This is a genomic window from Dactylosporangium sucinum, assembly GCF_014647515.1.
GTDB classification, from domain to species: Bacteria; Actinomycetota; Actinomycetes; order Mycobacteriales; family Micromonosporaceae; genus Dactylosporangium; species Dactylosporangium sucinum.
In genome coordinates, this window is sequence record NZ_BMPI01000115.1 from 1 (window position 1) to 21,957 (window position 21,957).

19 protein-coding genes, 1 tRNA gene and 1 pseudogene are annotated in these 21,957 nt (G+C 71.7%); 16 read left to right on the plus strand and 5 right to left on the minus strand.

From position 1 onward, the window contains the following. Positions 1 to 203: pseudogene (locus IEZ31_RS53405) on the minus strand (phospholipid carrier-dependent glycosyltransferase); the annotation flags it as partial. Positions 204 to 241: 38 nt separating this feature from the next. Here IEZ31_RS53405 and rsmI point away from each other — a divergent pair. Beyond that, positions 242 to 1,069 (plus strand): 16S rRNA (cytidine(1402)-2'-O)-methyltransferase, encoded by an 828-nt coding sequence (gene rsmI / locus IEZ31_RS53410; RefSeq protein ID WP_373294866.1) that lies wholly within the window; start codon positions 242 to 244, stop codon positions 1,067 to 1,069. A 9-nt stretch (positions 1,070 to 1,078) separates the two neighbouring features. Here rsmI and IEZ31_RS53415 read toward each other — a convergent pair whose 3' ends face one another. Continuing rightward, positions 1,079 to 1,942: a hypothetical protein gene (locus tag IEZ31_RS53415; protein ID WP_190257866.1), complete on the minus strand. Its 864-nt coding sequence runs from the start codon at positions 1,940 to 1,942 to the stop codon at positions 1,079 to 1,081. A 109-nt stretch (positions 1,943 to 2,051) separates the two neighbouring features. Between IEZ31_RS53415 and metG the strand changes: the two genes are divergently transcribed. Next, a complete protein-coding gene (gene metG / locus IEZ31_RS53420) occupies positions 2,052 to 3,815 on the plus strand; it encodes a methionine--tRNA ligase (RefSeq protein ID WP_190257867.1) in 1,764 nt (587 codons plus the stop codon). Positions 3,816 to 3,925: 110 nt separating this feature from the next. Here metG and IEZ31_RS53425 read toward each other — a convergent pair whose 3' ends face one another. Next, positions 3,926 to 5,107 (minus strand): hypothetical protein, encoded by a 1,182-nt coding sequence (locus IEZ31_RS53425; RefSeq protein WP_229837220.1) that lies wholly within the window; start codon positions 5,105 to 5,107, stop codon positions 3,926 to 3,928. A gap of 81 nt (positions 5,108 to 5,188) precedes the next feature. Between IEZ31_RS53425 and IEZ31_RS57945 the strand changes: the two genes are divergently transcribed. From IEZ31_RS57945 to IEZ31_RS53445, 5 genes are read left to right on the plus strand one after another with little or no spacing between them, the layout of a single operon-like run. Further along, positions 5,189 to 6,046 carry a TatD family hydrolase gene (locus IEZ31_RS57945; RefSeq protein ID WP_229837221.1) on the plus strand — a complete coding sequence of 286 codons (858 nt, stop codon included), beginning with the start codon at positions 5,189 to 5,191 and terminating at the stop codon, positions 6,044 to 6,046. Then, on the plus strand, positions 6,037 to 6,888 hold the full coding sequence (gene rsmA, locus IEZ31_RS57950) for a 16S rRNA (adenine(1518)-N(6)/adenine(1519)-N(6))-dimethyltransferase RsmA (RefSeq protein WP_229837222.1): 852 nt from the start codon (positions 6,037 to 6,039) through the stop codon (positions 6,886 to 6,888). The genes IEZ31_RS57945 and rsmA overlap by 10 nt, the downstream gene beginning before the upstream one ends. A 9-nt stretch (positions 6,889 to 6,897) precedes the next feature. Continuing rightward, positions 6,898 to 7,845 (plus strand): 4-(cytidine 5'-diphospho)-2-C-methyl-D-erythritol kinase, encoded by a 948-nt coding sequence (locus IEZ31_RS53435; protein WP_190257868.1) that lies wholly within the window; start codon positions 6,898 to 6,900, stop codon positions 7,843 to 7,845. Beyond that, on the plus strand, positions 7,845 to 9,644 hold the full coding sequence (locus IEZ31_RS53440) for an ABC-F family ATP-binding cassette domain-containing protein (protein ID WP_190257869.1): 1,800 nt from the start codon (positions 7,845 to 7,847) through the stop codon (positions 9,642 to 9,644). Before IEZ31_RS53435 ends, IEZ31_RS53440 begins: the two co-directional genes overlap by 1 nt. 21 nt (positions 9,645 to 9,665) lie before the next feature. Next, positions 9,666 to 10,148 (plus strand): DUF4383 domain-containing protein, encoded by a 483-nt coding sequence (locus IEZ31_RS53445; RefSeq protein ID WP_190257870.1) that lies wholly within the window; start codon positions 9,666 to 9,668, stop codon positions 10,146 to 10,148. A gap of 46 nt (positions 10,149 to 10,194) precedes the next feature. Here IEZ31_RS53445 and IEZ31_RS53450 read toward each other — a convergent pair whose 3' ends face one another. Both IEZ31_RS53450 and IEZ31_RS53455 read right to left on the minus strand, forming a co-directional pair. Next, positions 10,195 to 10,797: a TetR/AcrR family transcriptional regulator gene (locus IEZ31_RS53450; RefSeq protein ID WP_190257882.1), complete on the minus strand. Its 603-nt coding sequence runs from the start codon at positions 10,795 to 10,797 to the stop codon at positions 10,195 to 10,197. A 74-nt stretch (positions 10,798 to 10,871) separates the two neighbouring features. Further along, a complete protein-coding gene (locus IEZ31_RS53455; protein WP_190257871.1) occupies positions 10,872 to 11,849 on the minus strand; it encodes an acyl-CoA desaturase in 978 nt (325 codons plus the stop codon). A gap of 231 nt (positions 11,850 to 12,080) precedes the next feature. On the opposite strand from IEZ31_RS53455, the gene IEZ31_RS53460 reads away from it, so the two are divergent. The 9 genes from IEZ31_RS53460 (at position 12,081) to cysN (ending at position 21,867) form a co-directional block, all read left to right on the plus strand. After that, positions 12,081 to 12,152, plus strand: a tRNA-Gln gene (locus IEZ31_RS53460). A 30-nt stretch (positions 12,153 to 12,182) separates the two neighbouring features. After that, entirely contained in the window at positions 12,183 to 13,718 is a 1,536-nt protein-coding gene (gene glmU / locus IEZ31_RS53465; RefSeq protein WP_190257872.1) for a bifunctional UDP-N-acetylglucosamine diphosphorylase/glucosamine-1-phosphate N-acetyltransferase GlmU, read from the plus strand. Between the two features lie 35 nt (positions 13,719 to 13,753). Beyond that, entirely contained in the window at positions 13,754 to 14,734 is a 981-nt protein-coding gene (locus IEZ31_RS53470) for a ribose-phosphate diphosphokinase (protein WP_190257873.1), read from the plus strand. Between the two features lie 784 nt (positions 14,735 to 15,518). After that, positions 15,519 to 16,136: a 50S ribosomal protein L25/general stress protein Ctc gene (locus IEZ31_RS53475; protein ID WP_190257874.1), complete on the plus strand. Its 618-nt coding sequence runs from the start codon at positions 15,519 to 15,521 to the stop codon at positions 16,134 to 16,136. Positions 16,137 to 16,266: 130 nt separating this feature from the next. Further along, on the plus strand, positions 16,267 to 16,854 hold the full coding sequence (gene pth, locus IEZ31_RS53480) for an aminoacyl-tRNA hydrolase (RefSeq protein ID WP_190257875.1): 588 nt from the start codon (positions 16,267 to 16,269) through the stop codon (positions 16,852 to 16,854). 150 nt (positions 16,855 to 17,004) lie between these two features. Further along, complete coding sequence (locus tag IEZ31_RS53485) at positions 17,005 to 18,813, plus strand: sugar transferase (protein ID WP_190257876.1); 1,809 nt, start codon at positions 17,005 to 17,007, stop codon at positions 18,811 to 18,813. Position 18,814: 1 nt separating this feature from the next. After that, positions 18,815 to 19,576, plus strand: coding sequence for a 3'(2'),5'-bisphosphate nucleotidase CysQ (locus tag IEZ31_RS53490; protein WP_190257877.1), 762 nt, complete (start codon positions 18,815 to 18,817; stop codon positions 19,574 to 19,576). 103 nt (positions 19,577 to 19,679) lie between these two features. Then, a complete protein-coding gene (cysD, locus tag IEZ31_RS53495; RefSeq protein WP_190257878.1) occupies positions 19,680 to 20,588 on the plus strand; it encodes a sulfate adenylyltransferase subunit CysD in 909 nt (302 codons plus the stop codon). Next, a complete protein-coding gene (gene cysN, locus IEZ31_RS53500; protein WP_373294867.1) occupies positions 20,572 to 21,867 on the plus strand; it encodes a sulfate adenylyltransferase subunit CysN in 1,296 nt (431 codons plus the stop codon). Before cysD ends, cysN begins: the two co-directional genes overlap by 17 nt. Positions 21,868 to 21,957 lie beyond the last annotated feature (90 nt).

A 21,957-nucleotide genomic window follows, 5' to 3' on the forward strand; every position in this document is an offset into this window, starting at 1 on the left:
ACCTCGTCGAAGATCGTTTCCTTCGGGTGGGAAAGATTCACCAGCCGCAGCACCAGACCGATCCCGGTGACCAGGATTGCGACCAGCCAGAAGTTCGGCGTGAACCGCCCGGGAGAGGCCAGCCTGCGGCGCACGATGTCGGGCACCGGCGCGGCGGCGCGAATCTCCGGCTTGGTCGCTTCGGTGAGCACACCCGAGGTCATTGGGCGATCGTAGGGGGCGGGATGCCACCATCGCACATGTGCCATTGATTCTCCTTGGGGCGCCACTCGGCAACCCGGACGACGCCTCACCCCGGCTGCGTGAGGTGCTGGCCACGGCCGACGTGGTCGCCGCCGAGGACACCCGGCGCCTGGGCCGCCTCGCGCAGCACCTGGGTGTCACGATCACCGGCCGCCTGGTCAGCTATTTCGAAGGCAACGAGGATCGCCGTACCCCGGAACTGGCCGAACTTCTCCGCGAGGGCCGGACGATCGCCGTGGTGACCGACGGTGGCATGCCGAGCGTGTCCGACCCCGGGTTCCGGCTGGTCAGGGCCGCGGTGGCGCTGGGGGTGCCGGTGACCGCCGCGCCGGGGCCGAGCGCCGTCACGACCGCGCTGGCGGTCTCGGGGCTGCCCTGCGACCGGTTCTGCTTCGAGGGCTTCCCGCCCCGCAAGCCGGGGGAGCGGCGCGCGTACTTCACCGCCCTGGCCGGGGAGCCGCGCACCCTGGTCTTCTTCGAGTCGCCGCATCGCATCGCCGACACGCTGCGGGACATGGCGCTGGCGTTCGGCGAGGACCGGCCCGCCGCGCTGTGCCGCGAGCTGACCAAGACCTACGAGGAGATCCGCCGGGGCACGCTCGGCTCGCTGGCCGAGGACGCCGAGACGGCGCGGGGCGAGATCACGCTCGTCGTCGGCGGCGCGCCGCCGGTCGCCGCCGCCCGGCCGTCCGACGCCGCGCTGGCCGGCGAGGTCGCCGCGCTGGTTGCCGGCGGCACCGACCGCAAGCAGGCGACCCAGGAGGTGGCCCTGCGCCACGGCGTCCCCAAGCGGGACGTCTACGCGGCGGTCGTGGCGCACAAGTAGCTTCCGCCTTCAGTAGGACGCCAGGACGATTCCCGCGGCCAGCACCAGGGGAGCCGCCGTCGTCAGGGCCCAGGCGCCCAGCCGGGTCCGCAGGCGGCCCAGCCGCCAGGCGCCGGTCAGCCAGGACAGCGCCAGGCCACACAGCAGGACCAGGCCCAGCCCGACCGTCCAGCGGACCCGGAGGCCGGAGGGCGCGCCGGCGTAGGCGATGCGGCCGTCGGGCACCATCCGGGCCGCCACGGAGGCGCCCGGCGCCCGGTCGACGCCGACCAGCCACCGTTGCGTCTCTTCTCCCTGGAGCGCGACCTGGCAGCGGCGCAGCACGCCCTTGCCCTCGCACGCCGTGACGGTGGCCGTGCCGCGCACCTGGTGCCCCATGTCCAGCCAGAACGGCTCCGCGCTCGTCCACGCGAAGAACCCGGTGAGCAGGGCGAGCAGCAGCATCGACGCGAGTCCGGTCGCCGGGTGGCGCGGCCGCTTGGCCGGTCGCCCGGGCTTCTGCGGTGCGACCCGCGAGGGCCGCATGGCCCGCATGGCCGGCGTCGGCCACTGCTCCGCCCGGCCGGCCAGTTGGTCGCGTACCGCCATGGCGCCGGCCAGGTGCGCCGCCTCCACCGTCGGGTCGTCCGGCACGGCCACGGCGACGGTCATGGTGGACGGCCACAGCGGGAAGTCGTCCGGCTTCGGCGCCGGCGCCTGGATGCGGGCCACCGGGGCGGCGTCCAGCGTCAACTCCGGCTCCGGGTCCGCGGCGAGCGCGTCGGGGATCGTGGTGGTCGACGGGGCGGGCGGGATGCCGGCGGCCTCGCCGCGCCACCACCCGGCGTCCGGGCTCGGCGCCGGCCAGGGACGCTGCGATGGCTGGTCACTCACGTTTTCCATTGGACAACGGACGATCGCCCACGTTTCGGACGTCACCTCGCGTGTCGGGAGAAAGTATCCGTTCGCCGAAGCACGGGACGGGTCACTACGCTTTCAGGTCATGAGTCGTGTTCTCGCCGCGGTCGCCTGGCCCTACGCCAACGGGCCGCGCCACATCGGTCACGTGTCCGGATTCGGGGTGCCCTCCGACGTCTTCAGCCGCTACATGCGGATGGCCGGGCACGACGTGCTGATGGTCTCGGGCACCGACGAGCACGGCACGCCGATCCAGGTCCAGGCCGACGCCGAGGGGGTGACCCCCCGGGAGCTCGTGGACCGGTACAACCGCGTCATCGTCGAGGACCTGCACGGCCTCGGCCTGTCGTATGACCTGTTCACCCGGACCACGACCGGCAACCACTACGAGGTCGTCCAGGAGCTGTTCCAGGGGCTCTACGACAACGGGTACATCATCGCCAAGACCACGCTCGGCGCGATCTCGCCGTCGACCGGCCGCACGCTGCCCGACCGCTACATCGAGGGCACCTGCCCGATCTGCGGCTACGACAGCGCGCGGGGCGACCAGTGCGACAACTGCGGCAACCAGCTGGACCCCGACCAGCTGATCAACCCGCGGTCGAAGATCAACGGTGAGACGCCGCGGTTCGTCGAGACCGAGCACTTCTTCCTCGACCTGCCGGCCTTCGCCGAGCAGCTCAACGCCTGGCTCGACACGCGCACCGACTGGCGCCCCAACGTCCTGAAGTTCTCCAAGAACCTCATCGGCGACCTCCAGCCGCGGGCGATCACCCGTGACCTGGAGTGGGGCGTGCCGATCCCGCTCGACGGCTGGCGCAACCGCGACGACAAGCGCATCTACGTGTGGTTCGACGCCGTGATCGGCTACCTGTCGGCCTCGATCGAGTGGGCCCGCCGCTCCGGCGACCCCGAGGCGTGGCGCAAGTGGTGGCAAGATCCGGAGGCCCAGGGGTACTACTTCATGGGCAAGGACAACATCGTCTTCCACTCCGTCATCTGGCCGTCCATCCTGCTCGGCTACTCGGGCCCGAAGCCGCAGAGCCTCGGCGCCCTCAACCTGCCGACCGAGGTGGTGTCCTCGGAGTACCTGACGATGGAGGGCCGCAAGTTCTCCTCGTCCCGCCGCGTGGTCATCTACGTCCGCGACTTCCTGGAGCGCTACGACGCCGACGCGCTGCGCTACTTCATCGCCGTGGCCGGCCCGGAGTCCAACGACACCGACTTCACCTGGTCGGAGTTCCGCCGCCGCAACAACGACGAGCTGGTCGCCGGCTGGGGCAACCTGGTCAACCGCTCGATCTCAATGGCGGCGAAGAACTTCGGCGAGATCCCGGCGGCGGGCACCCTGACGCCGGAGGACGAGACCCTGCTGGCGTCGGTGCGCGCGGGCTTCGACAGCGTGGGCGCCCTGCTGGCCAAGCACCGCCAGAAGGCCGCCATCACCGAGGCGATGCGCATCGTGGGCGAGGTCAACAAGTACTTCTCGGACCAGGCGCCGTGGAAACTGAAGGAGGACAAGCCCCGCATGGCCACCGTCCTCCACGTGGCGCTGCAGGCGGTCCGCGACTGCAACACGCTGCTGACCCCGTTCCTGCCGCACGCGGCCCAGCGGATCCACGAGCTCCTGGGCGGCGAGGGCGTCCACGCCCCGATGCCGGAGATCGTGGAGGTCGAGGACCTGGACAACGGCCGGACGTATCCGGTGCTGACGGGCGACTACGCGGTGGGCGCGAAGTGGGAGCCGGTGGCCATCACGCCGGGCACGGCGCTGCAGGCTCCGACCCCGGTCTTCCGCAAGCTGGACGAGTCCATCGTCGAGGAGGAACTGGCCCGTCTGTCCTCCTGACCCTCCGCCGGTCGGCCCGCTGCGAGCCGCGCGCGGCTCGGCGCGCGGTTCGCAGTGTGCGGCTCGCGGCTCGGGGGTGTGCCGACCCGGTGAGCCTTGGTGGCCTGCGTCTACAGGGTGTACCAGTGGTCGCTCTCGTGCGCGTCCGTCACCTCGCTCGCCGGCGCCCACGCCTCGTAGACGCCCCGCTCCACGCAGTGCGCGCCCAGGCGAGCCACCTGGTCGCCGTCCGGGCGGGACAGCCGCAGCCGGAGCCAGTCGCCCTCCTGGCGGACCACCGTGCAGCGGGCCTCGCGCCAAGTGGCGCGGGGGACGCGGCGGGCCAGCGCCTCCAGCGGGTAGCGGGCCGCCCGCGTCTTCGCCGCCACGCGGAACTCGCCCGGCGGGTCGACGATCGCCTCGAACATGTTGTCGCGGTACTTGCCGATGTAGCGGCTCAGCGGCGGTGCGACCGGGAAGTACTCCTGGTCCGACGCGTCCGGCAGCAGGTGGCGCCACTGCGGGCCGTGCATGCGGGACCATGCCCGCTGCTCCGGCAGGTAGGTGTACAGCGTGACCTCGGTGCCGTCCGCCGTGTAGGCGACCAGCGACGTGTTCGCCGGCACGGGCAGCTCGGCCAGGTCGGCCGTCACGAACTCCGGGACGATGTGGCGGCCGCTCGGGGCGAAGCCCGTGCCGATCACCGGGGGGCCCAGGCGGTCGTGGGGCGGCATCGACACCAGGCCGCCATAGCTGTCGCCCAGGGGGACGTCGTAGTCGTACGCGTCGACGGCCCGCCAGCGGACGGCGAAGACCACCTCCGCGGCCGGTTCGCCCGAGAGGATCGCCAGGTCGGCCGGGGTGCGCAGGTGGGCGACGTCGAAGGCGCGGTAGCAGAAGCCACTGATCGGCCAGCCGCGCAGGTAGCCGGCGAGCTGCGTGCCGGTCAGGAATTTGATCATGCGGGTGCCGCGGCGGACCACGGCCGTGCGGCGGATCGGGGCCACGCTGGCCGCCGCCGACGGGGTCTGGCTCAGCTTGTGGATCGCGGTCCAGTCCAGCGCGCGGGTCACCGGCATCAGCAGGGGCTCGTCCTCCAGGCCGTCGAGGGCCGAGGCGACCTCGGTGGCGTGGATGAAGCGGCGGTACGGCCAGCGCGCCCCCGGTCGCGGATTGGGGAGGAAGCCGGGCGCGGGCGTCGTGGCATACACCTCGAACGCGGCGCCCTGCGCGATCTCCTCGGCCGGATAGGCGACCCCGTCGATCGTCACGCTGTGGGTCGCGGATCCCTCCGCGTGGCCGATGACTGTCACTTTCGCGACGCTAGGGGCGGGTTGTGTGCTCCAGGTGAACGATGGGTTAACGCCGGACCGGGGGTGGCATGCTTGACGCCGATGAGTGCGAGAAAACACAGCCGCGAGGGGACGTTTCCCCCGGCGCCCGAGCCGCTGCCGGTCGCGGTCCCGGACAGCCACACCCACCTGGACATCACCCTGGAGGACGACGGTCAGGGCGGCCCAGCCACCGTAGCGGATGCCGTCAGCGCCGCGTCAGCGGCCGGCGTCGATCGGCTGGTGCAGGTCGGCTGCGACGTCGAGTCGTCGCGGTGGGGGGTCGAGGTCGCCGCCGAGCATCCGGCCGTGGTCGCGACCGTCGCGCTGCACCCCAACGACGCGGCACGACTGGCCGACCTCGACGGGGCGCTGCGGGAGATCGAGCGGCTGGCCGCCCACCCGCGCGTCCGCGGCATCGGCGAGACCGGCCTCGACTACTTCCGCACCGGCGAGGACGGGCGCAAGGCCCAGCACGAGAGCTTTCGCGCGCACATCGCGATCGCCAAGCGGTATGGCAAGACGCTCGTCATCCACGACCGCGACGCCCACGACGACGTGCTGGCCGTGCTCGACGAGGAGGGCGCGCCCGACCAGGTCGTCATGCACTGCTTCTCCGGCGACGAGAGCTTCGCGCGGGAGTGTCTCGACCGGGGATACCTGCTCAGCTTCGCCGGCACCGTCACCTTCGGCAACGCGGCCCACCTGCGCCGGGCGGCGGCGATCACGCCCCTGGACGGCCTGCTGGTGGAGACCGACGCCCCGTTTCTCACGCCCACGCCGTACCGTGGCCGCCCCAACGCCTCGTATCTCGTCCCCCTGACCGTCCGCGCGCTCGCCGACGTCACCGGCCACGACCTCGACGCGCTGTGCGCGGCCATCTCGGCCAACGGCGACCGGGCGTTCGGGTCCTGGCGGTGAGCCTGCTCGGCCCGGCAGAGGTCCGGGAACTGGCGCACAAGCTCGGCATCCGCCCGACCAAGCAGCTTGGGCAGAACTTCGTGCACGATCCCAACACGGTGCGGCGGATCGTGCGCGCCGCCGACCTCGCGCCGGACGACATCGTGCTGGAGGTCGGCCCGGGCCTCGGCTCGCTGACGCTGGCCTTGCTGGAGCAGGGGGTCGAGGTGCGCGCCGTGGAGATCGACCCGGTGCTCGCCGGCGCGCTGCCGGACACCGTCGCCCGGTTCGCCCCCGAGCACGCGGGGCGCCTCACCGTCATCGCCGGCGACGCGCTGCGCGCCAAGGTGCCCGCGGGCCCGACCGCGCTCGTGGCGAACCTGCCGTACAACGTGGCCGTCCCGGTCGTCCTGCACCTCCTCGCCGCCGTCCCCACCCTCCGGCACGGGCTGGTGATGGTGCAGAAGGAGGTCGCCGACCGGCTGACCGCCGGGCCGGGCAGCCGGGTCTACGGGGTGCCGAGCGCGAAGCTGGCCTGGTACGCGACCTCCCGCCAGGCCGGCAAGGTGCCGCCGAGCGTGTTCTGGCCGGTGCCCAACGTCGACTCGGGGCTGGTCGCGTTCACCCGCCGCGAGCCGCTCGACGGCGACCGCGAGGCGACGTTCGCGGTGGTCGACGCCGCGTTCGCCCAGCGCCGCAAGATGCTGCGGGGCGCGCTGGCCGGCTGGGCCGGCGGCCCGGACGCGGCCGAGCGGATCCTCCGCGCGGCCGGCGTCGACCCGGGCGCCCGCGGCGAGCAGCTCGCGGTGGAGGACTTCACCCGCATCGCGAGCCAGCGTCGCGCCGGCGGGGCGCCCGGGTAGGGTGCAGCAGTGACCGAGCCGCTCTTCTCCGAGGACGAGGAGTTCGACCGGCCGCGCCTGGCCGCGCACGGACCGGTCCGGGTCCGCGTGCCCGCGAAGATCAACCTCCACCTGCACGTCGGCCCCACCCGGCCCGACGGCTTCCATGAGCTGACGACCGTTTACCACGCGATTGGTCTCTACGACGAGATCACCGCGCGGCGCGGCGACACGCTCGCGCTGACCATGGAGGGCGAGGGCACCGGCGAGCTGTCCCTCGACGAGGACAACCTCGTCATCCGGGCCGCCCGCGCGCTGGCCGCGGAGACCGGGCACGAGCCGCACGCCCGGCTGCACCTGAAGAAGCAGATCCCGATCGCGGCCGGGCTGGCCGGCGGCAGCGCCGACGCGGCCGCCGCCCTCGTCGCCTGCGACCAGCTGTGGGGCACCGGCATGTCCCGCGACGACCTGGCCGCGATCGCCGCGACGCTCGGCTCCGACATCCCGTTCCTGGTCCTGGGCGGCACCGCGCTCGGCACCGGCCGGGGCGAGCTGGTCAGCCCGGTGCTCACCGGCGGGCACGCCTGGCACTGGGTGCTCGCCGTGGCCGAGGAGGGCCTGTCCACCCCGATCGTGTACCGCACGTTCGACCAGCTCGGCGGCGACTCCAGCGCCGGCCCGCCGGACGGGCTGCTGGCCGCCCTGCGCCAGCGCGACCCCGAGGTGCTCGCCGGGGAGCTCGCCAACGACCTGCAGGCCGCCGCGCTGCACCTGCGCCCCGAGCTGCAGGGCGTGCTCGACGCCGGCCTCGACGCGGGCGCGCTGGCCGGCCTGGTCTCCGGCTCCGGGCCGACCTGCGTCTTCCTGGCCGAGGACGCGCGGCACGCGGCGCTCGTCGCCGCCGACCTGGAGGCCCGCAACTGCTGCCGGGCCGTGCGCACGGCCGTCGGCCCGGTTCCGGGAGCGAGGGTCCTCTGATGGCGAACATCGTCAACCTCGACAAGGTTTCCAAGTCGTACCCTGCCGGGCGCATCTTCGACGAGGTGTCCCTCGGCATCGACGACAGCGACCGCATCGGCATCGTCGGGCTCAACGGCGCCGGCAAGACCACGCTCCTGCGCATGCTCACGAAGGTCGAGGAGCCGGACTCGGGCCGGGTCACCCACCGGCGCGACCTGCGCGTCGCGGCGCTCCCGCAGACGCTCGACCTGCCGCCCGCGGCGACCGTGCGCGACGTGGTCGTCGGCACCGCCTGGCTGCCGGCCGGCTTCGCCGCCGAGCACGAGTGGGCGGGCGACGCCGGCGTGCGCACGGTGCTCAACGGGCTGGGCATGCCGCACCTCGGCCTCGACGCGGCCGTCGGCCCGATGTCCGGTGGCGAGCGCCGCCGCGTCGCCCTGGCCGCGCTGCTGGTCCGCCCGGCCGACCTGCTCATCCTCGACGAGCCGACCAACCATCTCGACGTCGCCGGCATCGCCTGGCTGGCGCGGCACCTGCTGCAGCGCCGCGGCGCGCTCATCGTCGTCACCCACGACCGCTGGTTCCTCGACGCCGTCTGCACCACCACGTGGGAGGTCGCCGACGCGACCGTCCGCTCCTACGAGGGCGGCTACGCGGCCTGGACCCTCGCGCGGGCCGAGCGGGTGCGGGTCGCCGCCGAGACCGAGGCCCGCCGGCAGAACCTGCTGCGCAAGGAGATCGCCTGGCTGCGCCGCGGCCCGCCCGCGCGCACCAGCAAGCCCAAGTTCCGCATCGACGCCGCCAACGCGCTCATCGCCGACGTGCCGCCGCCCCGCGACACCGTCTCGCTCCAGCGGCTCGCCGTGACCCGGCTGGGCAAGCAGGTCTACGAGCTGTCCGGCCTGCAGTTGCGGGCCGGCGACCGGGAGCTGCTGTCCGACGTGGACTGGATCGTCGGCCCCGGCGACCGGATCGCCGTCCTGGGTGCGAACGGCGCCGGCAAGACCACGCTGCTGCGCGTGCTCGCCGGCGGCCGCGAGCCCGACGGCGGGCGGGTGCTGCGCGGCACCACGGTCCGCCCGGCGTTCCTCTCCCAGGAGCTGCGCGAGCTGCCCGGCGACCTGCGGCTGCTGGAGGCGGTCGAGGAGGTCGCCAAGCGGGTCAAGCTCGGCGACCGCGAGCTGTCCGCGGCGCAGCTGGCCGAGGTCTTCGGCTTCACCGGCGCGCGGGTCTGGACGCCGGTCGCCGACCTGTCCGGCGGCGAGCGGCGCCGGCTGCAGCTGCTGCGGCTGCTCGCGACCGAGCCCAACGTGCTGCTCCTCGACGAGCCCACCAACGACCTCGACATCGACACGCTGGCCGCGCTGGAGGACCTGCTCGACACCTGGCCCGGCACGCTCATTGTGGCCAGCCACGACCGCTACCTGGTCGAGCGGGTGACCGACACCGTCTACGGCATGTATGGCGACGGGCGCCTGGTCCATCTGCCCGGTGGCGTCGACGAGTACCTCGCCGCCGTCTCGGGCACCGCCTCCGGCTTCGCGACGGAGACGAAGGCCGAGGCGAGGACCGCGGAGCGGGGCGCCGACCTGCGGGCGTCGGAGAAGGACCAGCGCGCCGCCAGGAAGGAGCTGGCCAAGCTGGAGCGCAGTATCGACCGCCTCACCCAGAAGGAGGAGGCGCTGCACACGCAGCTGGCCGAGCACGCCACCGACTACACCAGGATCACTGAGCTGGACGCGGAGCTTCGCGCGGTACAGCGGGAGAAAGCCGAAGCCGAGGAGCAATGGCTCGCCCTGGCGGAGATCGCCGGCTGACCCGGTCTTAGAATCTCGACCATGGCCGCACACTTTCCGATCAACCACCACCTCCGGCCGCTCTACCGGCTGCTGGCCGGAGTGGCGGGCCTCTACATGCTGGTCTTCGGCGTGGTCGGCTTCGCGCAGACCTCCGGCGCTGAGTTCTTCACCCGCGACGAGGCCGAATGGGTGCTCGGCCTGCGGACCAACCCGGCGTTCTCGCTGCTCTCGATCGTCGCCGGTGTCATCGTGCTGGGCGCCAACCTCATCGGGCGCAACGTCGGGCACGTCATCAACACGATCGCCGGCGTCGTCCTGACCATCGTCGGCATGGCGTCGCTGGCGCTGATGCAGACCGAGGCCAACGTCTTCGCGTTCTCGATGGTCAACGTGATCGTGACCTTCGTCCTCGCCGCCGTCGTCGGCACGGCGAGCCTCTACGACCGGGTCGGCTCCACCGCGGAGGCGCAGGCGGAGGAGGAGTTCCGCCACGGGCCCAGCACCGCCCGAAGCACGGTCTGACGCCTGAAACGCGAGAAAAGGGGGCGCCGCCGAGGCGCCCCCTTTTTCACTTTCCCTGCCGGGTCACCAGCGTCGGCTTGCCCTTCATGTTGGACAGGCCGTTCCAGGCCAGGTTGACCAGGTGCGCGGCGACGACCTCCTTCTTCGGCTTGCGGACCTCCAGCCACCAGCGGCCGGTCAGCGCGACCATGCCGACGAGCGCCTGGGAGTACAGCTCGGCGAGCTTGGGGTCGAAGCCGCGGCGCTTGAACTCCGAGCCGAGTATGTGCTCGGCCTGGTGCGCCACGTCGTTCAGCACGCTCATGAAGTTGCCGGTCGGCGACATCACCGGGGCCTCGCGCACCAGGACCCGGAAGCCGTCGGTCTCCGACTCGATGTAGTCCAGCAGCGCGAGGGCCGCCTGCTCGAGCAGCTCGTGCGGGTGTCCGGCGGTCAGCGCGTTGGTGATCCGGTCGAGCAGCGACCGGACCTCCCGGTCGACCACCACCGCGTAGAGCCCCTCCTTGCCGCCGAAGTGCTCGTAGACGACGGGCTTCGACACCTTCGCCCGCGACGCCACCTCCTCGATGGAGGTGGCGTCGAAGCCCCGCTCGGCGAAGAGTGCTCGCCCGATCGAGATGAGTTGCTCACGGCGTTGCGTGGAGGACATCCGGACCCGCCCCTTGGCCGGGGCCGGTGGCGGCGGTGCCGGCGGGCGCAGGTCGTTCTCGTCCAGGCTGTCGGTCACCCGTTCATCGTGCCAGCAACGATCCGCTTGGCGTCGATGCGGTCCTTCTTCGGCCAGCGGATGTCGCTCGCCCAGCCGAGCTTCTCGAAGATCCAGATGAGCCGCGCGTTGATGTCGATCTGGCCCTTGTCGACGCCGTGGCGCGCGCAGGTCGGGTCGGCGTGGTGCAGGTTGTGCCAGCTCTCGCCGAACGACAGGATCGCCAGCGGCCAGAAGTTGCTGGCCCGGTCGCCCTCGCGGGTCTCGAACGGCCGCTCGCCGTAGACGTGGCAGATCGAGTTGATCGACCAGGTGACGTGGTGCAGCAGGCCGATGCGGATCAGGCCGGCCCAGAAGAACGCCGACAGCGCACCCTGCCACGACCAGGTGACCAGGCCGGCGATGATCGCGGGCAGCGTCGCCGACAGGATGACGATGACCGGGAACAGCTTGTCGATGCGGCGGATGTCCTTGTCGGCCATGAGGTCGGGCGCGAAGCGCTCCCGGTTGGCCAGCTCGCGGTGGAACAGCCAGCCGACGTGCGCGTGGAAGAGCCCCTTGGTCAGACCCAGGAACGACTCACCGAAGCGCCAGGGCGAGTGCGGGTCACCCTCGCGGTCGGAGAACGCGTGGTGGCGGCGGTGGTCGGCGACCCACTGGGTCGGGTTGCCCTCGATCGCGGTGCTGCCCGCGACGGTGAGCGCGATCCGCAGGCCACGCTTGGCCTTGAAAGAACCATGGGTGAGGTACCGGTGGAAACCGGTCCCGATGCCGAGCCCCCCGATGACGTAGAAGACCACGCCGAGGACGACGTCGAGCCAGCTCAGCCCCCATCCCCAGGCCACCGGGACGGCGGCGAGCAGGGCGACGAAGGGCAGGACCACGAAGCCCCACAGCGCGATCAGGATGCCGATGCTCTGCTTGCCCTCGGTGAGCGGCTTGGGTGCGCGCTCAGGCGTGTCGGCGGGGGTCGGGTCAAGGACCGATACGGACATGGCACCTCTCAAAAAGTTCGTCGCCGGGCGGGGGCTACGCTTACGTCACCGTAACTTACGGAGGCGTAGGTTCGCCAGGTGGAGCTCGTGTCAAGTCAGTTACCCCGAGTTTCGTGTGATCTTCCTGCCAAGTTCTTCACCACGATCGGCGGATGTCCCGGACCCGTGAGGTGAACCCGCCCTGGGGACGAAACGGATTGAAGCGCAAGCTAGGCTTCCAACGCGGCGTAATGGGGTGTGGGGTAACGGCAGCCCGCAGGCCTTTGGAGCCTCGCAGTCCTGGTTCGAATCCAGGCACCCCAGCGATGTTTCGCCCACCGCACGGTGTCCGCGATGTCTGACTACGATGAGGCCGCACCGACAATCCGTCGAGGGGGCGCCTCCGTGCGAAACGTGATCATCCTGGCCGCCGGCGAAGGCAAGCGCATGAAGTCGGCGCTGCCCAAGGTCCTCCACCCACTGCTCGGCCGCACGCTCGTCGGCCACGTGCTGGCCGCGACGGAGTCGTTCCTGGACAACGGGACGGTGACCGTCGTGGTCGGGCACGGCGCCGACCAGGTCCGCGCCCACCTGGAGCAGGTGGCCCCGGCCGCGGTCCCGGTCACCCAGGCCGAGCAGCGCGGCACGGGCCACGCGGTCCGCATCGCGCTGGACGCCAACCCCGAGATCGCCGGCACGGTCGTCGTGCTCAACGGCGACATCCCGCTGCTGCGGGCCGAGACGCTCGCCGCGCTCGTGCATACCCACGAGACGACGAAGGCGGCGGCCACCGTGCTGACCGCCGAGGTCGCCGACCCCACCGGCCTCGGGCGCATCGTGCGCAACCGGGGTGGCGAGTTCGCGGCGATCGTCGAGGAGCGCGACGCCACCCCGGCCCAGCGGGCGATCCGCGAGATCAACTCGGGCGCCTACGTCTTCGAGGCCGCCGCGCTGCGCGAGATGCTCGGCAAGCTGTCGACCGACAACGACCAGGGCGAGGAGTACCTCACCGACGTCATCGGCCTGCTCGCGGAGGCCGGCTCGCCGATCGTCGCCCACCGCGCCCCCGACGCCACCGAGACCCTCGGCGCCAACGACCGCGCCGAGCTGGCCGGCCTGCGGGCCATCATGCGCGACCGGGTCAACGACGAGTGGATGCGCGCCGGGGTGGCGATCATCGACCCGGCGACCACCTGGATCGACGTGACGGTCACCCTTGAGCGCGACGCGGTCGTCGAGCCCAACACCCACCTGCGCGGCGCCACGAGCATCGGCGAGGGCGCCGTGGTCGGCCCGGACACCTCACTCATCGACGTCGTCGTCGGCGCGGGCGCGACCGTGCTGCGCACCCACGCGCTGTCCTCGGAGATCGGCCCGCAGGCCTCGGTCGGGCCGTTCGCCTACCTGCGCCCCGGCAGCCGGCTGGGGGTCAAGGCGAAGATCGGCACGTTCGTCGAGACCAAGGCGGCGACGCTGGGCGACGGCGCGAAGGTCCCCCACCTGTCGTATGTCGGTGACGCCGAGATCGGCGAGGGCACCAACATCGGCGCCGCCACCGTGTTCGTGAACTACGACGGGGTGAAGAAGCAGCGCTCGGTCATCGGCGCCCACGCGCGGACCGGCGCCGACAACATGTTCGTCGCGCCGGTGCACGTCGGCGACGGCGCCTACACGGCGGCCGGCAGCGTCATCGTCAAGGACGTCCCGCCGGGCGCCCTGGGCGTCTCCCGGGCCCACCAGCGCAACATCGAGGGCTGGGTCGAGCGCAAGCGACCTGGCACCGCGGCAGCTGTCGCGGCCGCTGAGGCTAACGCTGTGTTTCAGGAACGTGAAGAACACCACGTCGACCCAGGTCCGGTGGTCGAGCGGCCCGCGCCCGACGAACAATGAGGCGCAACCACGAGACCGGGAGCGGGCGACCCCAGATGGCCAGCATTTCTTCGGAGAATCGCAAGAACCTGATGCTCTTCTCCGGCCGCGGGTTTCCCGCGCTCGCCGAGGAGATCGGCGCGGTGCTCGGGGTGGACCCGACGCCCATGGACGCATACGACTTCGCCTCGGGCGAGATCTTCGTGCGGTATCGCGAGAGCGTCCGCGGCTCGGACGCCTTCGTCGTCCAGTCGATGGTCGCGCCGATCAACGACTGGCTGATGGAGTCGTTGATCATGGTGGACGCGCTGAAGCGGGGCTCCGCCAAGCGCATCACGGTGGTGCTGCCGTTCTACCCGTATGCGCGGCAGGACAAGAAGCACCGCGGCCGCGAGCCGATCTCGGCCCGCCTGGTGGCGGACCTCTTCAAGACGGCGGGGGCCAACCGCATCCTGACCGTCGATTTGCACACGGCCCAGATCCAGGGCTTCTTCGACGGCCCGGTCGACCACCTGTTCGCGATGAACACGCTGGCCGACCACATCGAGGCCAAGTACGCGGGCCGCCCGATCACCGTCGTCGCCCCCGACTCGGGCCGCGTGCGCGTGGCGGAGCGCTGGACGGACCGGCTGGGCGGCTGCCCGCTGGCCTTCATCCACAAGACCCGCGACCCCTCCAAGCCCAACCAGGTGGTGGCCAACCGCGTGGTGGGCGAGGTCGAGGGCCGCGTCTGCCTGATCGTCGACGACATGATCGACACGGGCGGCACGATCGTCTCGGCCGCGGACATCCTCTTCAACGAGGGCGCGGCCGACGTCGTGGTGGCGGCCACCCACCCGGTGCTGTCCGACCCGGCGTGCGACCGCCTGGCCGCGAGCCGCATCAGCGAGGTCGTGGTGACGAACACCCTGCCCCTGCCGGCCGACAAGAAGGTGGAGAAGATCACCCAGCTCTCCATCGCCCCACTGCTGGCCCGGGCGATCCGCGAGGTCTTCGACGACGGCTCCGTGACGACCCTGTTCGGCGGCCTTTCCTAGCCCGCTCCGCGCGGCGGCGCGGCCGGTTTCGAACGGCCGCGCCTCCCGAGGACGGCCTCGGGTTCGAGCGGCAGGCCCCTTGCCGGCGCGCAAGCTTGGTGCGGCCGCCCCGGAGGACGCCAGGGTGGGTGACTGCGCTGGAACGCCGGGGTGGGGTGACCGCGCTGCGATGCCGGGGTGGGGTGACCGCGTTAGAGCGTCGGGTTGTCGCCCGTGCACGGGCCCGCGCCTGGAGATCCTCCGCGCCTGGCTCCCTCCCTGCTCAGGCCTGCCGCGGCCAGTCCCTCCATCCCCCAGCCGGGCTCGGGTGCCGCGCCGTGGCCGATCTGCCGGTTTTGTCGTAATGCGCACGCCCGCGATGGCGGCATCGGCCGGAATGCGCTGCGGACCATCCATGATCAAGGGAAGAATCTGGCTGCCAGGGCGACCAGATGTCTCCATTGATCATGGAGCGCGGCTCCAGTGGTGCAAGTAACGGGCCGCGGCGGGCGGTGGATGCATGGTGGGCAAGCGTGATCTGCACAACCGGGCGGGGAGGGTGTGAACGGCGTCTGGCGTCTCGGGTAAGCTAGTGCGGTTGCCACGGCGAGGGTGCTCCCGAGGGGCCGGGCGTGCAGTTCCTGCGCAGTCGCGCAAGAACGCATGACGGTCGTGCGAGCTCCGTGATCGACGCGGTGCTCCGGGCCTGTGCCCTGCGCGCCCCCTCGCCCGAGCGCCGCACGAGACAACTGTTACCGGTCGCGCCGGCCGGTGCCCGCCGCACAACCGCATCAGGAGTTTTGTCGTGTCCGAGGTAAAGATCAGCGCCGAGCCCCGCACCGAGTTCGGCAAGGGTGGTGCCCGCCGCACGCGCCGGGCCGGCAAGGTGCCCGCCGTGCTGTACGGTCACGGCGAGAAGCCCCGTCACATCGCACTCCCCGCCCGTGAGTTCGCCGCGGCGATCCGTCACGGCGGCATGACCCAGGTCTTCAACATCGAGATCTCCGACGGCAGCGCCGCGCTGGCCCTGCCGAAGGCGATCCAGCGTGACCCGATCAAGGACACCTTCGACCACGTGGACCTGCTCGTGGTCCGCCGCGGCGAGAAGGTCACTGTCGACGTCCCGGTGCAGCTCACCGGCGAGGCGGCCCGCGACACGCTGATCATGACCGAGAGCACCACGCTGTCGGTCCTGGCCGACGCGACCAAGCTGCCCGACCGCCTGGAGGCCTCGATCGCGGGTCTCGAGGCCGGCAGCCACGTGACCGCCGCCGACGTCAAGCTCCCGGCCGGCGTCGAGCTCGCCGCCGACGCGGAGCTGGTCATCGCGGTCGTCACCGCCGCGCCGACCCAGGTCATCGAGGGCGAGGGCGCTGCCGAGGCCGAGACCCCCGAGGCGACCCCCGCCGCGGCCGAGGCCTGACCGACCGCACCACCGCTGGGCGGCCGGACCAACTCCCGGGCCGGGATCGCAAGCACAGACGACGTGAACGAGAAGGTCGCGGGAATCGCCTACGGCGGCCCGCGACCTTTCCGCATGAGGAGAGGACGCCGTGCCGGACACCGAGCCGTGGCTGGTCGTCGGGCTGGGGAACCCCGGGCCGGAGTATGCGCGCCACCGCCACAACGTCGGGTTCATGGTCGCCGACCTGCTCGCCGAGCGGGCCGGGCTGCGCTTCTCGCGGCACCGGCGGGTCGTGGCCGAGGTCGCCGAGGGACGCATCCGCGTCGGCGGGCCGCGGATCGTGCTCGTCAAGCCGATGACGTACATGAATCTTTCCGGCGGACCGGTCGCCGGCCTGGCGCAGTTCTACAAGGTGCCGGTCGGGCAGGTCATCGCCGTCCACGACGAGCTCGACGTCCCCTGGACGCAGCTGCGCCTGAAGCAGGGCGGCGGCGAGGGCGGCCACAACGGGCTGCGCTCGATGTCGAGCTCGCTGGGCGGCAAGGACTACATCCGGGTCCGCTTCGGCATCGGGCGGCCGCCCGGCCGGCAGAACCCGGCCGACTTCGTGCTGTCCGACTTCTCGGCCGTCGAGCGCAAGGAGCTCGACTACTTCGTCGACCGCGCCGCCGACGCCGTCGAGATGGTAATCGACCGCGGTCTCGAGCCGACCCAGAATCATTACCACGCGTCGTAAGAGCCGATAAGCGCCCTGTCCGACCGTATCGACCCGTTCCCCGCCGCCTGCGCGCCGCCGTGACGTATGTCCGAGTTGCACGTTGTACTCCAAGTCGCACCTTTTGCACGAGGCATGACCAGGAGCACGAGGCAGACCGGAGGCGGACAGATGGCGGTCGACAGCGGACGTACGCGGGACGGCTTCCACCGCCCGGCGCACCTGCGTCGCGACGACCGCCCGGCGCACCGCGAGCCGGCCGCGAACCTGCCCGTCCGAGAGGCGCAGGCGGCGCTGAAGAACGGCCGCCGGCCGAGCCCGGTCCGCACGACGACCCGGCACACGAACATCCTGGCCGGCCGGAGCGCGGCACAACCGGTACAAGATGGGCCAAAAAGCGCCGAGCGGCCGCATCGGAACCGGGCCGCCGCGCCCGTCTCGCCCGCGCCCGGGTCACCGGTGCCGCCGGCCGAGGTCTCCGCTCAGCTCGCCGCCGAGGTCGAGGACGCCGTCCGCGGCGCCGCGGCATTCGTCCCGACGAAGACGCTTCCGCCCGATGACGCCCCGCGCCGGCTGCGGCACCGGGCGCGGTGGGCCTGGGAGGGCCGGTACCTCCGGACGCTCCTCGTGCTCGACTTCGTGATCGGTGTCCTCGCCGGCGTGGTCGCGTTCGAGGTGCGGTTCGGGGCCGGCCTGACCGAGTACAACGCCCGGTACGTCCTGCTCAGCGCGCTGCTCCCGGTCGCGTTCTCGGCGACGCTCGCGGCCAACCGGGCCTACGAGAAGCGGTACCTCTTCGTCGGCACCGACGAGTACCAGCGCGTCCTGCGGGCCGGTCTCGCCCTCACCGCCGCCACGGTGTTCGTCGCCTACGCGGCCGAGGTGCGCATCGCGCGCGGCTGGTTCGTGGTCGCGCTGCCCCTGGTCACGTTCGCCTGCCTGCTCGGCCGGTTCCTCCTGCGCCAGCTGCTGCACCGGGCGCGCAAGCGGCGCGGCGCATGCATGCGGCGGGTCGTCGTGGTCGGCCACGAGCTCGCGGTCGAGGCCATGACCAGGCAGTTGTGCCGGGAGCGGTACCACGGCCTGAAGGTCGTCGGCGCCTGCCTCGCCACCGAGGGCCACGTGCCGGACGTGCCGGTGCTGGGCACGTTCGACCAGATCGCGGGCGCGGTCCGCGCGGCGCGGGCCGACACCGTCCTGGTCCTGTCGTGCCCGGAGCTGGACGGCCACTCGCTGCGGCGCCTGGCCTGGCACCTGGAGCGCGACGACATCGACCTCATCGTGGCCAGCACGCTCATCGATGTGGCCGGCAGCCGGACGACCATCCGGCCGGTGGACGGCCTGCCCATGCTCCACGTCGAGCACCCCACCCTGACCGGCGCCCGGCGCCTGGTCAAGGCCGGGTTCGACCGGGTGGGCGCGGCCCTCCTGCTGGTCGTCGCATCCCCCCTTCTGGCTGGTCTTGCGCTGGCGGTTCGCGTGGAGTCGAGGGGGCCGGTACTGTTCCGACAGGTACGTGTGGGCAAGGACGGTCGCGAGTTCGTGATCTTCAAGTTCCGCACGATGCACGTGGACGCCGAAGCCCGCCTCGCCGAGCTGCGGCATCTCAACGAAGTCGACGGCGCGTTGTTCAAACTGCGCAACGACCCGCGGGTGACCCGCGTCGGACGGCTTCTGCGCAAGTTTTCGCTCGACGAGCTGCCGCAGCTGCTCAACGTGCTCGGCGGCAGCATGTCACTGGTCGGGCCCCGCCCGCCGCTGCCCGAGGAGGTCGCCGTGTATCCGGACGACGCCCGGCGCCGGCTGGCCGTGCGGCCCGGGATGACCGGTCTGTGGCAGGTGTCCGGCCGGTCGGACCTATCGTGGGACGAAGCGGTCCGCCTCGACCTGCAGTACGTGGAGAACTGGTCGCTCTCGCTCGACCTGGTCATCATGCTGCGGACGTTGAGCGCCGTGACCCGAGGGGCTGGAGCGTACTGAGATGACCGACCTACCACCCGCCACGGACGGCGGGTTCGCCCGCTGGCTGGCCCAGCGGGCCGGCGACCTGCTGCTCAAGCTGCGCGAGGAGATGGGGTATTCCGACCCCGACGCGCTGCGCAAGGCCGGCGACCGGCTGTCGCACGAGCTGCTCGTGGCCCAGCTGGAGCGCTGGCGTCCCGCCGACGCCGTGCTCTCCGAGGAGGGTGCCGACAGCACCGCCCGGCTCGCCGCCGACCGCGTCTGGATCGTCGATCCGCTCGACGGCACCCGCGAGTTCGGCGAGGAGGGCCGGGCCGACTGGGCCGTTCACGTGGCCCTCTACGCGAGCCACCGGCTGGCCGCCGGCGCCGTGGCGCTGCCGGCCCAGCACTGCGTGCTCGGCACCGACTCGCCGCCGCCGTTCCCGCCGATGCCGGGCGTGCAGGGCGAGCCGATCCGGCTGGCCGCGAGCCGCACCCGCCCGCCGGCGCTGCTGGCCGAGCTGGCCGAGAAGCTGCCGATCGAGCTGGTCCCGATGGGCTCGGCCGGCGCCAAGATCGCCGCGGTCATCGACGGGGCGGTCGACGCCTACGTCCACGCCGGCGGCCAGTACGAGTGGGACTCGGCCGCGCCGGTCGCTGTGGCGGTCGCCACGGGTCTGCATGCTTCCCGTATCGACGGGACTACGTTGGAATACAACCAGCCCGACCCGCGGCTACCTGACCTGGTCGTATGTCGGAAGGCACTGGCGCCGCAACTGCTGGCCGCGATCAACAGCTGAAAGGTCCCCGCCACATGAGCGGTACGAAGCGGAGCGGAGTGCCCGCTCATCATGAATGCAGTGTTCAGCTCGGGCGGCGCCGGAGCGATGCGGAGGTGACCGCATGAGCCGCGCGCCGTATCGCGTCTCCCACCTGGATGCTCTCGAGGCCGAGAGCCTGTTCGTCATGCGCGAGGTGGTCGCCGAGTTCGAGCGGCCCGTGCTGCTGTTCTCCGGCGGCAAGGACTCGATCGTGATGCTCCGGCTCGCCGAGAAGGCCTTCGCGCCGGGCCGGATCCCGTTCCCGGTGATGCACGTCGACACCGGGCACAACTTCCCCGAGGTCCTCGCCTACCGTGACCGCCGCGTCACCGATCTCAACGTGCAGCTCATCGTGGCGAGCGTGCAGGAGGCGATCGACAGCGGGCTGGTCCGCGAGTCCGCCGACGGGATGCGCAACCGCATCCAGACGCCGGTGCTGCTCGACGCGATCGAGAAGTACCGCTTCGACTCCCTCTTCGGCGGCGCGCGGCGCGACGAGGAGAAGGCGCGGGCCAAGGAGCGCGTGTTCAGCTTCCGCGACGACTTCGGCCAGTGGGACCCGCGCAACCAGCGGCCCGAGCTGTGGGCGCTGTACAACGCCCGCATCGCGCCCGGCGAGTCGATCCGGGTGTTCCCGCTGTCCAACTGGACCGAGCTGGACGTCTGGCACTACATCGCCCGCGAGGGCATCGACCTTCCGTCGATCTACTACGCGCACGACCGCGAGGTGGTCGACCGGGGCGGCATGCTCTACGCGATCAACGAGCACCTGCCGCTGAAGGCCGGCGAGACGCCGTTCGTCGAGCAGGTCCGCTACCGCACGGTCGGCGACGCCTCGTGCACGGCGGCGGTCCGCAGCGACGCGGACACGATCGAGAAGGTCATCGCCGAGGTCGCCGCGACCCGCATCACCGAGCGCGGCGCGACCCGCGGCGACGACAAGGTGAGCGAGGCGGCGATGGAAGACCGCAAGCGTGAGGGGTACTTCTAGAGTGACCGCCGTGATCGAACGCCAGATGGACCTGCTCCGCTTCGCGACGGCCGGGTCCGTCGACGACGGCAAGTCGACCCTGATCGGGCGCCTGCTGTACGACTCGAAGGCCATCTTCGAGGACCAGCTGGAGGCCGTCGAGGCCACCTCGCGCTCCCGCGGCGACGAGTACACCAACCTCGCGCTGCTCACCGACGGCCTGCGGGCCGAGCGGGAGCAGGGCATCACGATCGACGTCGCCTACCGCTACTTCGCCACCCCGCGGCGGAAGTTCATCATCGCCGACACCCCGGGGCACATCCAGTACACGCGCAACATGGTCACCGGCGCCTCGACCGCCGACCTGGCGCTGATCCTGGTCGATGCCCGCAAGGGCCTGGTCGAGCAGTCCCGTCGGCACGCCTTCCTGTGCTCGCTGCTGCGCGTGCCGCACCTGGTGCTGTGCGTCAACAAGATGGACCTCGTCGACTACTCGCAGGAGGTCTTCGAGCGCATCGCCGACGAGTTCACCTCGTTCGCGGCCAAGCTGGAGGCCCCCGACCTGACGGTCATCCCGATCTCCGCGCTGCACGGCGACAACCTGGTGACGCGCAGCGAGAACATGTCGTGGTACGAGGGCCCGTCCCTGCTGCACCACCTGGAGCACGTCCACATCGCCTCCGACCGCAACCTGGTCGACGTGCGCTTCCCGGTCCAGTACGTGATCCGCCCGCAGTCCACGACGGTCGCCGACTACCGCGGCTACGCGGGCCAGATCGCGAGCGGCGTGATGAAGCCGGGCGACGAGATCATGGTGCTGCCGTCGGGCTTCACGACCCGCATCACGCACATCGAGACGGCCGACGGCGAGCTGCAGGAGGCCTACCCGCCGATGTCGGTCACGATCCGCCTGGCGGACGAGATCGACATCGCGCGCGGCGACATGATCTGCCGCCCGCACAACGCGCCGTCAGTGGCCCAGGACATCGAGGCGATGGTCTGCTGGATGGACGAGACCCGCCCGCTGACGGTCGGCGGAAAGTACGCGATCAAGCACACCACGCGATCGGCCCGGACGGTGGTACGCGGTCTGCAGTATCGTCTGGACGTCAACACCCTGCACCGGGACGACTCGGCCACGCAGCTCACGCTGAACGAGATCGGTCGCGTCCGGCTCCGCACGACGGTCCCACTCCTCGCCGACGAGTATCGCCGCAACCGCACGACGGGCGGCTTCATCATCATCGACGAGACCACCAACCGCACGGTCGGCGCCGGCATGATCATCGAGGCCGCGTAGCGCTAGCTCATGGCTCGGGTCCGTGCAAGGCGCGACCGTCGCTCCCGCCAGGCACCGCTCGTGGGGCCGGTCCATCAAGGACCGGCCCCA